General features: G+C 67.4%; 11 protein-coding genes. 5 read left to right on the top strand and 6 right to left on the bottom strand.

Going from position 1 to position 15,235, the window contains the following annotated elements:
• Positions 1-43 precede the first annotated feature (43 nt).
• The 6 genes from L7N97_RS10040 to L7N97_RS10065 all read right to left on the bottom strand — a co-directional run bounded on the left by L7N97_RS10040 (position 44) and on the right by L7N97_RS10065 (position 8,113).
• Positions 44-1,879: a TniQ family protein gene (locus L7N97_RS10040; protein WP_237478167.1), complete on the bottom strand. Its 1,836-nt coding sequence runs from the start codon at positions 1,877-1,879 to the stop codon at positions 44-46.
• A complete protein-coding gene (locus L7N97_RS10045; RefSeq protein WP_237478168.1) occupies positions 1,876-2,889 on the bottom strand; it encodes a TniB family NTP-binding protein in 1,014 nt (337 codons plus the stop codon). Before L7N97_RS10045 ends, L7N97_RS10040 begins: the two co-directional genes overlap by 4 nt.
• Positions 2,890-2,891: 2 nt before the next feature.
• Positions 2,892-5,102 carry a Mu transposase C-terminal domain-containing protein gene (locus L7N97_RS10050; RefSeq protein ID WP_237478169.1) on the bottom strand — a complete coding sequence of 737 codons (2,211 nt, stop codon included), beginning with the start codon at positions 5,100-5,102 and terminating at the stop codon, positions 2,892-2,894.
• Positions 5,099-5,800, bottom strand: coding sequence for a hypothetical protein (locus L7N97_RS10055; protein WP_237478170.1), 702 nt, complete (start codon positions 5,798-5,800; stop codon positions 5,099-5,101). The genes L7N97_RS10050 and L7N97_RS10055 overlap by 4 nt, the downstream gene beginning before the upstream one ends.
• Before the next feature lie 665 nt (positions 5,801-6,465).
• The gene (locus L7N97_RS10060; RefSeq protein ID WP_237478171.1) at positions 6,466-7,323 is read right to left on the bottom strand and encodes a hypothetical protein; all 858 of its coding nucleotides are present in this window, start codon (positions 7,321-7,323) and stop codon (positions 6,466-6,468) included.
• Between the two features lie 274 nt (positions 7,324-7,597).
• Positions 7,598-8,113, bottom strand: a complete 516-nt coding sequence (locus tag L7N97_RS10065; RefSeq protein ID WP_237478172.1) for a hypothetical protein — start codon at positions 8,111-8,113, stop codon at positions 7,598-7,600.
• A 523-nt stretch (positions 8,114-8,636) separates the two neighbouring features.
• On the opposite strand from L7N97_RS10065, the gene L7N97_RS10070 reads away from it, so the two are divergent.
• From L7N97_RS10070 to L7N97_RS10090, 5 genes are all read left to right on the top strand, one after another.
• A protein-coding gene (locus L7N97_RS10070; protein WP_237478173.1) for an IS630 family transposase occupies positions 8,637-9,592 on the top strand; the annotation gives its coding sequence in 2 pieces (ribosomal slippage) (positions 8,637-8,976 and positions 8,976-9,592; 957 coding nt in all).
• Positions 9,593-10,345: 753 nt separating this feature from the next.
• A complete protein-coding gene (gene istA / locus L7N97_RS10075) occupies positions 10,346-11,845 on the top strand; it encodes an IS21 family transposase (RefSeq protein WP_237478174.1) in 1,500 nt (499 codons plus the stop codon).
• On the top strand, positions 11,845-12,579 hold the full coding sequence (gene istB / locus L7N97_RS10080) for an IS21-like element helper ATPase IstB (protein WP_237478175.1): 735 nt from the start codon (positions 11,845-11,847) through the stop codon (positions 12,577-12,579). Before istA ends, istB begins: the two co-directional genes overlap by 1 nt.
• 228 nt (positions 12,580-12,807) lie before the next feature.
• Positions 12,808-14,001 carry an IS256 family transposase gene (locus L7N97_RS10085; RefSeq protein WP_237478176.1) on the top strand — a complete coding sequence of 398 codons (1,194 nt, stop codon included), beginning with the start codon at positions 12,808-12,810 and terminating at the stop codon, positions 13,999-14,001.
• A gap of 446 nt (positions 14,002-14,447) precedes the next feature.
• The gene (locus L7N97_RS10090; protein ID WP_237478177.1) at positions 14,448-14,984 is read left to right on the top strand and encodes a hypothetical protein; all 537 of its coding nucleotides are present in this window, start codon (positions 14,448-14,450) and stop codon (positions 14,982-14,984) included.
• Positions 14,985-15,235 lie beyond the last annotated feature (251 nt).

A 15,235-nucleotide genomic window follows, 5' to 3' on the forward strand; every position in this document is an offset into this window, starting at 1 on the left:
GAGCCCAGGCCAAAAAAAATCCCCCGTCGCCGGGGGATCATTTTCACTCAGGTATGTCTCCGCTCAGGTGTCGACATCCGACTTGAGATAGAAGTCGGCACCGCAGGTTTCCCGGTGCAAGGCCGGATACACCCCGATCTCCGCCAATCTCCTCGCCGCCGTGTCCTGCCGCGTGCGAATCGATATCGCATAGTTGTGCACGGGTGATGTACCGCTCCGTGAACGCGACGAGATCCTCGTAGACAAAGAAATCCGCCTTCGACGGCCGCCCGTCCCCGTGCTTGTCCCGGACCCTCACGTGGCCCGCCGCCTTCAGCATACCCATGGTGTCCCTGGAGACACCGATCATCCGTGCCGCCTCCAGGCGAGACAGGTCGCGCCACGGCACCTTAACCCTGATCTCCTCGGGATCGAGGCGGAGTGACATGAGGCCATCGCACGAGGCGAGACGACCGACACCCTCCAGCCTGCGCTCGACGACCATGCGGAGAATCCAGGCCTGCGGACAGCCAACCGCCTCGGACGCCGCGCCCAGTCCCAGCCATCCCGGACGTTCGTCCGGGATGGCATCGACTCGTGCCATGACGTCGGCCAGGAATCGTTCCACGTCGGCCCGGTCGAAGACCCACCGATTACCGGTCCCCGCCAGCCTCCTGGCGGGCACGACGCCATCCCCGGCCAGGAGCTGCACCTGGTGCACCGGAAGCGAGAGGTGGTCCGCGGCCCGGCGCTCGCCCCAGCGGGCGCCGAGGGCCGACAGGACCTCGGACACCTTGTCGGCGTCCACCATGACGCTGGCCGGCGGCAGGGACCGGTGACCGTCGGGAAGCAGCCCCCGTTCCCCCAGCACCTGCCGCAACGCCTTCGGGGACCAGCCCGTCTCCTTGCTGGCCGTGGCCAGCGAGTGCAGCCTGCGGCGCACCGTCACGCCGAGGACCCTGCCCTCGATCGCCCGATGGTCGGCCATGAACCGGGCGATGACCTCGTAGGCCGGCCTGAACGCCTCGTCGTCCTGGTGCGTGTCGAAGAAGCGGACGAGCCCGCGGAGCCGTCCCCAGTTCCTGGCCACGTTGTTCCCGACCGGTCCGCCGGCGAGGTGCACCCGTTCCATGAACGCCTCGATGCCCTCCACGCCCTCACGGGCGACGTCGAACCCCGCGGCTTCCACCAAGCGGCATCCATCGTCGGTCAGGTCCTTCTTGCCGAGACCCTCCGGGCATGCCTCGACCATTCCCAGACCCGCACATGCCATGATGGCCACGTGCAGGCTCAGGCCGTCCAACCATGCCGAGTCGCGCCGCCCCGCGAGGCGACCCAGGAGGTACGCCTCGAACGTCGAAAGCTGGCGGCCCCTCGCCTCCGAGGCGATCCGGTCGAGGTCCGGGAGAACCGGCGCGAGCCGACGCGCCACGTCATGGATTTCGTCCCTGTCGGTCGAGGGCTCCATCGTCACAAGCGCCACGGAGTGGACCGGACAGGTGCGCACCTGCTCGATCAACCAAGCCGCTCGTCCGTGGACGGAGGCCTCCCCATTTCTCCAGCCGTCACCGGAAGCGATGTCATGCCGCAAGCAATGTGGGCAGAAGCGCATCCGATGCCTACGGACCTGCGATGCCAGGAGGCGTTCGCCCCGGAAGGCGAGGAATGCGTTCTCGTCAACGAAAGCATTGGCCGTGAGCGCTTCGGACTGGACGCCCGCGACCTCCGCCAGCCCGGCGAGGTCCTCGGGACGGCCGTGGACGATCCTTCGGAAGCTGAACCCGAGTTCGAAGCAGAACTGCTGCGTCGCCACCCCGTGGCGCCGAGCCAAACGGGAGGCCAAGCTCTGCGGAGTCTCGCCGTCGCCCAAGGGGAGACGGCGGCGCAGCAGGCGGCTCATCCCTTGCCCTTCCCATTCGCCTTGAATTCCGGTGCCCCCCTGCCCAAGACGAGGCCGACGTCGATCTTCTTCCAATCGGATGCGGTGAACGGGTCCGCGAAGGACGGGGCGCCCGTGCGGAGCTGGTAAGTCTCCGCGAAGTGCCGGATGTCGAGCGAGGCCGCGGGCGGCAGCCGTTCCCCCTTGTCCCCCCGGGGGACGAGGGCCCTCTCGATCGCTGTCGCGGCGAGGTCCATGGCGGTCCCGAACTGCCCCTCGGCCGCATGCACCAGCCTGGGTACGATCACCTTCAGGAAGTCATCCGGCACCTTCAGGTCGACCTTCCCGGCCATGGCCGCCACGGCGTCGGCCACCACCGCGTTCTCGTCCGATGCGATCCTGCCCACGTGCACGAAGTGGCAGCGGCGCCGGACTTGGCCGTCCTTCTCGACGAATTTAATGACCTCGGGCAGCCCGCTCAGCAGGAGGGAGACGGGGTGTCGCGGGTCGATCATCAGCCCCTTGAGGACGTTGAGTACCTTGACGGCCTCGGGCGCGTTGGCCGTGGAGGTGATGTGCTGGATCTCGTCGAGGTGCAGGATCCTGACGTTGGCGTCCGCCAGCAGGTAGCGCACCCGTTCCCAGGCGTTGTGCTCCCTGGGGTCGCCGGCCATCGGGTACCCGAGGTCGCGCGCGACCTGCCGGGCGAGCTGCTTGAGCGTGCACGGGGCGGGCACCACCACCGACAGCACGGGCACCTCGTCGACACCGACCTCCCCGAGCCCTGCGTTGTCCCGCAGGGCCTTGCCGGCGATCGACGACTTCCCGGCCCCGGTCCTGCCGGCGAGCAAGATGGCGCGCCCCTCGCGGCCCGCCGCCGTCCCGGCCAGGAGGTCGTCGACGAGACGCCTCACGTCGGCGTCGTAGCCGCGCTTCATGTAGACGCCCCGCAGGCGGGCGCTGGCCCGGGCGAACGCCTCGTCGGAGAGGGGCGCGGTGGGGCGATGCGGTTCGATGTTCTCTTCGGTCATGGTCAGTCCTCCTCGATCTCGTAGCGGGAGGGACCCCGCGGGGCCCCGTGGTCGTAGTCGTCATGCGCGTCGCGCCCGTCGGCGGTGTCCGCCAGCGCGTCCTCGATTTCGGCCAGGCCGGACGCCCTCTCGCCGGGAGCCGGCACGACGCCGCCCCGGATGGCGTTGGCCATCAGGTCCGGGTCGGGCTCGTCCTCGCCGATGCCGGGGGCTCGCGGCAGGCAGAAGCCGATGCGCAGGCCGGCCTCGGCCCGGTTCAGCTCCTCGGCGGTCAGGCGGTCGGACCCGAGGCCCATGCGCAGGATTCCCTGCTTCACGGTCTTCCGGATCCTGTGGAGGGCATCGAGGACCACCTGCGCGGAGAGTTCCGCGTTCCGCTTGTTGGTCTCGCGCAGCTCGCGCGCCGTCGCGAGCCACTCGGCCACGGTCACGCCGTCGAACCCCTCCATCCGGCACCGTGCCGGCCACCAGAGGTCGCCGAGCTTGACCGACACGGACCCGACCTCCATCGGATCGACCCTGACCTCGATCCGGCCTTCCCCGACCTGCCTGCGGTGCTCGTGCAGGCGCTCGCAGGCGTAGTCGAGGTTGAGGACACGGACGCCGTGGCGGCCGGTCTTCCTGGTGACCTCGGTGCCGAACACGTGCCGGCGGATGTCGGGGCCGGGCGGCGGCGCCACGCCGAACTCCGCCGTCCGCGTCAGCCATGCGTTGAGCGGTGTCTCCATGCCGAGGCCGGCATGGGGGGTGTTATGGTAGACGTCCGCGAACCAGAGCGCGACCAGGTCCGCGAACTCGTCCTCCACGACCGCGGCGCGGGCGGCGGACTTGTACTTTCCCTTCTCCACGGGGTTGGCGAAGGTGCGCCCCGTGAACATGACCGCGAATTCCTGGGCGGCGATGAGGTTCAGCCGCTCGCCATGGCCGCGCTGCTGCGGCCTCGCGGCCATCGTCGCCATCATCGAGCTGCGCAGCCCGTGACCCTTGGCCTGGAAGGCGTCGGCGATGAACTCCGAGCCGGAGTCGTGCGCGATCAGCTCCGGCGTGCAGGCCCCGGACCAATCCGTCACCGCACCGGCGTCCCTGGCGAACCTGGTCTTGTCGGAGACGACCATCTCCAGCGTCGCGCAGGCGCTGGCGGCTGTCGGCGTCTTGGTGAGCACGAGGCCGAGCACGTAGCGCGTCGCGACGTCGACCGCGACGCACATCCAGAGCTTGACCGCCTTGAACCGCTCGGCCTCGCCCTCGCCCTCGTCGAGGATGCCCGCCTCGACGAAATGCCTGACCAGTACCATGACCGGCAGCTCGCAGTGGTCGATCTCCACACGCTCGCCCGGACGCAGGATCCCCATCCCGGAGCCGAGCATGGCGAAGTAGGTCTTCGCGCTCTCCTCCCCGAAACGACCGGCGTGGATGGCGAAGGCGCCGATGCGCGCGATCCGCCGGGCGAAGGTGGACACCGCCGGCGTCGGGCCGGCCGTCGGCCTCTCGTGGCGCTCCAGGTGCGCGTTGAGCAGCCTGACGGACCGGTCCAGCAACTTGTGGCAGTGGACCACCGTCGGACGCATCTCGGACGCGTAGCGCCGCGCGCACTTCGCCATCAGGTCCTCGATGGCGTCCGAGATGCGGGACGCCCTGCCCACCCCCGACACGGATTTCCTCCGCTGCAGCGAGGTGGGGCAGTAACTGCCAGCCACGAGCCTCGACAGCCACCGGCGCAGCGTGCGGCCGCTGGGACGCTCGCGCAGGATCCGCTTCCCGCTCGTATAACCCTTCCGGTGCTCGGAGCCGGGCGTCTTGAGCTTGCGCTTCAGGAATGCCTCGGCCCCGGGTGCGATCAGCTCGACGGCCGCGTCCATGCCCTCGTCGGACCTGCTGACCTCGCCCCGCTCCTCGGCCATCAGGAAGGCGGTGCAGAACGCGAGCTTGTGGAAGACCGAGGCCTGCTCGTCGGGCGACAGCTCGTGCATCGCACGCGACGCGCCGACGGCGGCGGCCGCCACCTTCGCCGGCGCGTAGAAGTCCCTCTCGAAGCGGAAGCCCTCGTCCATCCTGGCCAGGAACAGGTCCCGGTGCGAGAAGAACGCGTGCCTCTTCGGGTCGTCGGCCCGCGTGAGGACGTGCCCGTCCCCCTCGGAACGGTTCCAGTCGTAGGCCACGCCCTTGATGGTGAGGCGGTCGTGGGCGGTGAGCCGGAACGGCGTGACGATCATCGCGCGTCCTCCCCAGCCGGTCCCACGAGCGTCCTGCGGGTGATGCGCCCCTTCGAGAGCGTCACGAGGCGCCGATCGGCGAGCAGGCGCACCGCCGCGCGGAAGCCCTCGGCATGTGTCCGCGAGCGCTCGACGGCCTCGCCGATCGTCATGGGGCCGCGGACGCAGGCCGCGACCGCGTGGACCGCCGGGTCGTCGGGCGCCGGGCCCAGCGTGCGGACCGCGTGGATGAGCCTCGCGTTGGCGACCTGCGCGGGCGAGACGTCGTTCTCGGTGGCCAGCACGAAGCGGGTCGCCACCGAGGCCGGTGCGTGCGCGGCCACGGCCTTGAGGACGCCGCGCGTGCCCCGCTTGTCGGCGGTGGCGCTCGGCTTGACGATCATCGCGACCCGGCTGTCGTCGACCATCTCCTCGACGAAGTCCAAAGTATGGTCGATCGGCTTCCCGTCCGGCCCGGGGTAGCGGACGATCGCGGCCTGGCCGACGATGTCGCGCACGTCGGGCCTGGCCAGGGACACCACGGCCACCTTCTCCTCCAGCCCGCTCTCCGTGCGGAGCAGGTGGTCGGACGGGGTGACCATGGTGACGCGCGCCGAGTACCTGCTCGCCTGGACCGAGGGCGTCCTCACACCCCGGAAGTCGTGGGGCGGGCGCCACCCCTCGGCGGAGCGCACGCCCGTGCAGTGGTTCTGTTCCATCGTGTCGTCGTTCCGTTCTGGTCGCAGTCCGGGCGGGACCGCGACGGCCGGGCCGTCGCGGCGCATCTCGCCGGTGCGGGTTGATCACTGGGGTGGGTGCCGCGGCCGCGTCGGAGTTCGACGGGCGGCGGCATGCGGCGGCCGGTCCCCGTCGGGTCCGGCCGGTCGGTCAGCCCCGATGGTGCGGGGCGACGTGGTCGGGTGGCGTCGCGGCCATGGCGATGGCCGCCGGCGAGCGGCGACGGGCCAGGGCCCGGACGGATGTCGGAACCGACGACCCTTGCGTCCCGATGCGAGGACCTGCATGGTCCATGGGACTGCGATTATGTTCGCCGTCGCGATCCGCCTTCCGCTTCCGCGCGGTTCGGTGTGGTCAGGACCGGGGCCTCGCCTTCGTTTCCTAGGCGGTGGGCGGGACCCCGGTGCGCCTGGCCCGGCCCATCCCTGATGCGCTGCGTCATTTGTCGTCTCCCTTCCTTCTCGCGGGCGACCTGTCCCGCCACGGTGTTTGATGCCCGTTCGACGGGTCGGGGAGCCCGACGGCGGCCGTTCCGGCGGTGCCCTCGGTCCAAAATGTCCGCCGTGGCGTCCCATCGACAAGCCGCCGATGGCGAGTGGGCGATGGCCGCCCGGTCGACTTCGGTCCCGTGCGGGCCGAGGACGGTTCAGTGTGCCTCGAAGCGGTAGTGGCGCGCCGCGAGCACGGTCGACGGCGGGAGCCTGGCACCCGTCGGGTCCCGCGGGGCGAGCGCACGGGCGATGGCGCGGGCGGTCCCCTGCAGTTGCGCGTTCGGCGAGCGGCCCTCGGCCATGAGCCTCGGCAAGATCCTGCGCCCGATGTCCCCCATCACGGTCAGGCCGGCCTGCCTCGCCATCTCCTCGATGGCGTCCAGGAGCAGCTTCTCCGGCCCGTGGGCGAGCGCCTCGTCCGTCACCGCCTTGGTCTCGCGACGTGCCCCCACCCACGGGAAGACACGCTCCGGCGGCCACGACCCCGTGCAGATGAACAGGCGCCCGCAACCCTCCGCCAGCAGCGACCGCCCGACGAGCGTGCCCGTCCTCTCGATCCAGGGGTCGAGGCCGGGATAGTACGCGCCCTGGATGTTCCACGACACGACGGCGATGCCGCGTCGGGCCAGCCTCTTCCTGAGCAGCCTCCACGTCTCGTGCTCGTCCTTGGGCCGCCTATGGACGCCCAACGCTTCCAGCATTCCGAGCCCGAGGCCCAGCGTCGGGCATCCCGCCTCGACCTGGATGTCGATGATCGGCGGGGCGACCGACGGCATCGGCTTCAGCACGGGCATCGACCTCAGGACGGTGCCGATTGAGGTCGAGAGCATTGCCCCCCTACCGCGGGTGACGACCAGCATGCGCCCGTCGGCGTTGGGAGCCGCGAGGTGCGCGCCGACGAGATGCTGGATCTTCCTGTCGACGGGCGGCCGCAACTGGACGGAACGCACCCGCTCCATCGTGCGGGCGAGTTCCCAATCCGCCAGGGGAGCCCTGCCGTGCGTCGCATGCACGGCCGTCGTCTCGACATCCGTGACGGGATGGAAGCCGTCGTCGATCGTGTCGCCCCTGGTCCGGCGGGTGCGTCCCCCGGACGTCGGACCGGCATCGGGAGCCTGGGGCACGCCCGGCCGACCCGGCAACCCGTCCCCGCTGCGCACCGATCGATGCGCACGGTCGCCCGGCGTCGCCAAGTCGGCATTTCCCGGCAGGTCCGCGCCGAACCCGACCACATCCTCGCTGAACCGCAACATGGATCTCGATCCTTCCTCGATGGGTGCTCGCAGGTCACGCATCGGCGTGTCCCGGGGTCGCTCGGTCGCTCGACCAAACCAAGTGGGCCGCCCCGCCCATCGACGGGCAGGTCCGCGGGTCACTTCCCAAACGGACGGGCATCGCCCGGCGACCCCCGCATTCCCTGGTGCGTCGCGTCCTGTGCAGGTGGAAGCGGGTGGCGTCCCGCGCGCTGTCCTCCGTGGTGCCGAAACCGTAGGCGAGCACCAGCCTCGTCGCCGCCTCCCAGGCCACGCAGAGGTACATCGGACGCAGCGGCCCGGGCTCGCTCACCGTGAACTCGACGCCTTCCTCGCCCGAACCGAAAGGCAGGCTCCCGCCGCTTGCCCCCGCCGACGCGAGTCGCGAGATGTCGCGGCGCCAGTCCGGCCCACCCGTGCTGGTCCCGGTCGATGCGGCCGGGAGCGTCGGGTTGCCGGAACGGATGTGCGGCATCGCCTGCACGCCCTGACGCGGCGGGCGAGCGAACGGGATCACCGAACCGCCCTGCCCTCTTTTGTAGGTCAGCATATCGTTCCCCTCCATTCAGCTTCGAAAGTTCAGTCGACGTGGCGACGCTGGTCCTCGGCAGCCCCGATCATCCCGACACTCGACGAAGCGAATCCAAGATGGATCGCTTGTCGATGCACACCGGAGCAGTGATGCCGAGCAGCATTCGCCACACCGCGGCATGTCTTCAGCCGTGCCGCGGATGTAGACATCAATCACAGGCATGACATGGCTTCGCCGCAGCCTGGATCCCGATGGGATCCACGACGATCGACTTCAACCGCACCTACCTATTCAGGCTCGCGAACCAGTCATGTGCACGTCTAAATACATGACCGGCACCAGCGACGCTTCCTTGATGATCCAAGCAGGGATGAGAACGCAACAGGTCGAGTAGACCGTGGACCGATCAGCGAGGCGATATGCCCGTCACCCTCTGCATCGAGTTCAGGCTAGAGCTGTTTCCGTCCGGTTTGAGTCGTGCGGTGTAGCGGGTTCGGCCGGGTTGTGATTCGGTGAGGGCAACCTTTGCGGGATGCCCCTGATGCCAAGAGCCCTGTCTGTGGACCTACGCGAGCGTGTTCTGGCCGCTGTCGAAGCGGGCTCCTCCTGCCGCCAAGCGGCCGAGCGTTTCGGTGTCGGGATCGCGACGGCGATCCGCTGGCAAGCCCGCTTCCGGGCCGAGGGCGTGGTCGCGGCCAAGCCGATGGGCGGAGACCAGCGCTCCCGCAACATCGAGGCCCACGCGGAGATGATCCTGCAGGCGTGCGAGGCGGAGCCGCAGGCGTACCTGCGCGAGCTGCGTGAAAGCTTGCGCGAGAAGGGTGTCAGCACCAGCACGAGCGGGCTGCACCGCTTCTTCGCGCGCCACAAGATCAGCCGTAAAAAAGGGATCTGCACGCCGCCGAGCAAAGCCGTCCCGACGTGATGAAGGCGCGCGAGGACTGGTTCGAGGGTCAACTCGACGTGGACCCCGAGCGGGTCGTCTTTCTCGATGAGACAGCGGCGGCCACCAACATGACCCGCCGCCATGGCCGGTCCAGGCGTGGCGAGCGCTGCCGCATCGCGGTGCCGCACGGGCACTACAAGACCACCACGGTCACGGCGGCCCTGCGGGGAAGCGGTCCCTTTGCGATCGAACTGATGGACGGCGCCACAAACGGGGCTCGGTTTCTGGCCTACGTCACCGACGTCCTCATCCCGGCCCTCAAGCCCGGCGACACGGTCGTGATGGACAACCTGAGTGCTCACAAGGTGAAAGGCGTGCGGGAGGCCATCGAAACAGCGGGGGCTCGCTTGCTCTACCTTCCGGCATACAGCCCTGACTTCAATCCTATCGAGAACGCCTTCGCCAAGCTGAAGGCCTTGCTTCGCACGGCGGCGGCCCGCACCGTCACGGATCTGCGCGTCGCCATCCGGGAAGCCTTTACCCGCTTCACTCCTGACGAGTGCCGCAACTACCTCGCCGCGGCTGGCTACGATGCCTACGACCCAACCTGATCGGAAATAGCTCTAGTGCGTTGACTCAGCTCCGCTTTCCCTTTCAGTAAAATTTGAATAATTGAGCCGGATTTATTTTCGTCGGGCGTGGAGCCATGTGGTTAGCGACGCAAATACACTTCCGATGCTGAGCGGATTGGGGCAGTGGTCGGCTCAGGAGTACCACTTAGATTCAGATAGATAGTCCTCAACCACTTCTGCGCGAAGACCGGCGGAGAAGCCAACCGTCGGGACAGGGCCGCCTCCGGACGTTGCGCCCCAGTGTGCAACTTAGCCAACACTCCGGGCGGATTCGGCGAATGCCTTTCGATCCGATGTCGGAGGACCGCTCCGCCGCGACCTGGATCAGGGACGGTCGGTGTCGGAAGGCTCCGATGGGCAGCATGTCCGATGGGCGGTCACGACGCGAAGCCGCAAGGGGCCATCTTGCTGTCGCTGTGGACCTTCGCCTGCCGTCGGGAAGAGCCCCGACCGATCCGACACCTCAAGCCTTGAATGGATCTCGAACATCGGTTCTCCAAGCGGCGTAAATCGGCACGGCCGGCGAAGGCGAAAGCGTCGCCGCCATCGTGCCGGGTAGCGTCCGATCGAGTGGTGGAGATTTTGGGTCGAGAGCGGCGGGCGGAGCTCCGCCCTGTGATTAGGCGTGGAATTTTGACCCCCATGTGAGGGGGATCGGCGTCCAACTTTGACCCCCTCGAGTGCAATTCGAGCAAGCTGCACGTCCTTGTTGCGGGACGGGCGGTGGGGGGGATGAAAGGCGTGGACACGATTGCGCGCATCAGGCGCGAGTTCTTCATTCGAGGCCGGTCCATCAAGGAGATCGTCCGGGATCTGCACGTGTCCCGGAACACCGTGCGCAAGGTGGTGCGCACCGGCCGCACCGCGTTCGAGTACGAGCGTGAGGTCCAGCCGATGCCCAAGCTCGGGCAGTGGCGGGCTGATCTGGACGAGATGCTGGCCGCCAACGACAGCAAGGCGGCCCGCGAGCGGCTCACCATGATCCGCGTGTTCGAGGATCTGCGCGGCCGCGGCTATGCGGGCGGCTACGACGCTGTCCGGCGCTACGCCCGGGGCTGGCGGCGCGAGCGGGTCGCGGTGACGGCCGCCGCCCACGTGCCGCTGAGCTTTGATCCGGGCGAGGCCTACCAGTTCGACTGGAGCCACGAGATCGTGCTGATCAACGGCACCACCGTCACCATCAAGGTGGCCCACGTCCGGCTCTGCCACAGCCGCATGCTGTTTGCGCGGGCCTATCCGCGCGAAAGCCAGGAGATGGTGTTCGACGCCCACGACAAGGCCTTCGCCTTCTTCGAGGGCGCCTGCCGCCGCGGCATCTACGACAACATGAAGACGGCAGTCGAAACGATCCTCGTCGGCAAGGAACGACAATATAACCGCCGTTTTCAGCAGATGTGCGCTCACTATCTCGTCGATCCCGTCGCCTGCACGCCGGCGTCGGGATGGGAGAAGGGCCAAGTCGAGAACCAGGTCGGCCTGGTGCGCGAGCGCTTCTTCACGCCCCGCCTGCGCGTGAAGAGCATCGAGGAGCTGAACAGGTGGCTCCTCGATCAGTGCGTCGCTTACGCCAAGGGCCATCCCCATCCCGAGAACAAGGAGATCACGGTCTGGCAGGCGTTCGAGGCGGAGCGGCCGAGCCTCGTGCCCTATGTCGGCGCCTTCGACGGTTTCCACGCCGTGCCGGTCTCGGTGTCCAAGACGTGCCTGATCCGCTTCGACAACAACCGTTACTCGGTGATGGCGAGCGCCGTCGGCCGCCCCGTCGAAGTGCGGGCCTATGCGGAGCGGATCGAGTTGCGCCAGGGCGGCCATGTCGTGGGCGAGCATGTTCGCAGGTTCGGCCGCAACGAGACCGTATTCGAGCCCTGGCATTATGTGCCGGTGCTGGCCCGCAAGCCCGGCGCCCTGCGTAACGGGGCGCCGTTCAAGGATTGGGTGCTGCCGCCCGCCTTCGAGCGCGTCCGGCGCAAGCTCGCCGGCGCCGACGATGGCGATCGCCAGATGGTGGGCCTGCTGACGGCCGCCATGGACGACGGGCTGGAGGCCGTCGAGGCTGCCTGCCTGGAGGCGCTCGAAGCCGGCGTCCACTCGGCCGACATCATCCTCAACATCCTGGCCCGACGCCGCGAACCCGCGCGCGTCATCACCATCGATACCCCTGACGCGCTGCGCCTGCAGCACGAGCCCGTCGCCGACTGCGCGCGCTATGACACTCTGAGGAGCATCATGTGATGGAACGTTCCGAAATCCTGGCCACGATGGTGGACCTGAAGCTTTACGGCATGAAGGCCGGCTACGACGAGATCATCACCACGGCGTTGAAGCGCCAGCACGAGCCGCAACGCATCGTCGGTGATCTGCTGCAGGCCGAGATCGCCGAGAAACAGGCGCGCTCGATCAAGTATCAGATCACCATCTCCAAGCTGCCTTTAGCCAAGGACATCGAGGATTTCCGGTTCGAAGGCACGCTCATCAACGAGATGCTGGTGCGCGATCTCGCCGGCGGCGAGTTCCTTGCTCACCAGCGCAACGCTGTCCTGGTGGGCGGCACCGGGACCGGCAAGACTCACCTCGCCATCGGGATCGCCCGAGCCTGCATCCGCAACGGCGCCCGTGGCCGCTATTTCAACGTCGTCGACCTCGTGAACCGGCTCGAAGCCGAAGGCCGCGCCGGCCGCCACGGCCGCATGGCCGACTACCTGTCGCGCATGGACTTCATCGTGCTCGACGAACTCGGCTATCTGCCCTTTGCCCAGTCTGGCGGGCAACTCCTCTTCCATCTCATCAGCCGCCTCTACGAGCAGACCTCCGTCATCGTGACGACCAACCTGGCCTTCGGTGAATGGCCGAACGTGTTCGGCGATGCCAAGATGACGACCGCACTGCTGGACCGGCTCACCCACCATTGCGAGATCGTCGAGACCGGCAACGAGAGTTGGCGCTTCAAAAACCGCGCCTCGGCCTGAGCATCACGCCACCGCAGCCGCCCGGCTGCGCAACCCTGACCCGCTTCGCCGGGCGGCCGCTACCGCCTCAGATTGCAGCAAGGGGGTCAACATTGGACGCCGATAGGGGGTCAAATTTCAACGCCGATTGACACTCCGCCCATAGCGGAGGCCGCCGCTCTCCTGGGTGATCACCGTGCCCCCTGGTAGGGTCGGGTTGCTGACCAGCGACACGAACCGGAGAGCACGATGACCGATGACACACTGCCACTTCTCGACGCGTTGCTGAAGCGCGGCGGAGGCGATTTCATGAAGGAGCTGGCCGAAGAGGTCCTGGGACGGCTGATGGCCTTTGACGTCGAGGGCCAGATCGGCGCCGGCCGCTACGAGCGCAACGAGGAGCGCACCACGCAGCGCAACGGGTACCGCCACCGCGCCTTCGACACGCGGCTGGGAACGCTCGATCTCAAGATCCCGAAGCTGCGCAAGGGCTCGTACTTTCCCGGCTTCCTGGAGCCGCGCCGCACGACCGAGCAGGCGCTCGTGGCGGTGATCCAGGAGGCCTGGATCCAGGGCGTGTCGACCCGCAAGGTCGACGACCTCGTTCAGGCCATGGGGCTGAGCGGGATCTCGAAGAGCCAGGTGTCGGAGCTTTGCAAGGGCATCGACGCCCGCGTGAACTCCTTCCTTGAGCGGCCGATCGAGGGCGAGTGGACCTACCTGTGGCTGGACGCGACCTATCTGAAGGTGCGCGAGAACGGGCGCATCGTGTCGGTGGCGGCGATAATCGCCACGGGGGTGAACACCGACGGGCGCAGGGAAATTTTGGGGCTCGGCCTCGGCCCGTCGGAAGCAGCGACGTTCTGGCTCGGGTTCCTGCGCGGGTTGGAGAAGCGCGGCCTGAAGGGTGTCAAGCTGGTCATCTCGGACTCGCACGAAGGCTTGAAGGCCGCCATCGCGCAGATCTTCCAAGCAACGTGGCAAAGGTGTCGAGTTCATTTCATGAGGAACGCGTTGGCTCATGTGTCCAAGCCTCAGCATCAGATGGTAGCTGCCGCGATCCGGACGGTGTTCATGCAGGCTGACCAGGCTGCGGCGTCGAAGACCTGGCGCCAAGTCGCCGATCAGCTGCGTCCCCGCATCCGCAAGCTGGCGGAGTTGATGGACGAGGCCGAAGCTGACGTGATCGCCTTCATGAGCTTTCCCAAACAGCACTGGCCGAAGCTACACAGCACGAACCCCATCGAACGATTGAACAAGGAGGTGAAGCGGCGCGCCGACGTGGTCGGCATCTTTCCCAACGAGGAATCGATCAAGCGACTGGTCGGTGCGGTCCTGCTCGAACAGAACGATGAGTGGCAGCTCCAGCACCGCTACATGACGCTCGAAACCATGGCCGGCCGCGCCGACGAGCCGACGGCCTTGACCCACATCGCAGCCTGATTGCCCGTCAGGGGACCGCGGTGAACACCCGACCAAACTACACCATCTTGACGGACGTGATCATCGTGCCGCACGACCATGAAGCTGCAGATCGAAAGAAAATCCCATTTGTCAAATGATGAGCAGCGATTATCTGTGGACAATTCCTCGCCAGCCTGGAAACGTTGTGCCAAGTTGCCTGCGCCTGGGTGAGACCTAGTCAGGTCGATCCGGACCAGCCTTGGGGCGCTCCCCCTCCATGCGTCGCCTCATCGGCTCCAAGACGCTGACGCATCGAGCGCGGCGCGCCGGGCTGGTGAGTGGTGCCTGCACCCGCGCTGGGCCGCCCTCCGAACACTGCCCGCCGCCGCCACGTCCATCACCTCGCGGTCGGATTCGGCACCGTGCGGCGTGCGCGATCGGGTGCGACGTCGACCGTTCGCGCCGCCCCGACAGCGCCTCTGGCAATGACCGACGCGCAGGGCCCTGATGCCGAGGTAGGCTGTCCTGCCTGGCACAGCCGATGGGTGCAACTCACTTCGCTCGATGACCTCAAGGCCGAGGCGGCCCAGACGATGGAAGGCTCACATCTCGTCTCCGGGCGGGATTCCGCTTTTCCGTTTCCGGCTTGGATGGCACTCCAACCCCGGAACTGCGGCTTCCGACCTCCCGAGGGTGAAACTGAACGGTACAAAGACTTGGGGAACGAGCAGGCTCGGCAGGTGATCAATGCCGAGCAGGTCTTCAGCGCTTACGAAGCCGCACGTGGCGAACTCGCCTCGCGTTACGCGAGGTCGATGTCGTGGAAGGCCTTTAGCGGCGCGACCTACCCCTATCGCAAGGTCAACCGCTCGAACCGATCCCTGGGAGTCCGATCGCCGGAGTCGGAGAACGCGCATCGCGCCTTTCACGAAGCAAGCTCCTGCCTCAGGAACAGGGTCGTCAAGCTGACCGCAAGGCTAGACGAGATAGCGCCCGCGGCCTTTTATCATCAAATCAGATAGCCCGTCCTGGATACGTCTTTTGATGTCACATCCCGATCCATTGCTCCTCCATTCAAACGATTTATGTCATTTGTGAATGCCCCGCCTGGGTCCACACACAATCTGTGTTGCGTTCCAGCAACGCCTATCAAACAATATTGAGGCAATGCCAGGGTCGCTCCGGCTTGCCTTGTTTGCGCCGTCTCGATCCGCTCATCAAGGTGACGCAGTTTGCAACCCGGCGCCTGATCCCACGATGGCGCCATCCGACG

This window comes from Lichenibacterium dinghuense, assembly GCF_021730615.1.
Lineage (GTDB): Bacteria > Pseudomonadota > Alphaproteobacteria > Rhizobiales > Beijerinckiaceae > Lichenihabitans > Lichenihabitans dinghuensis.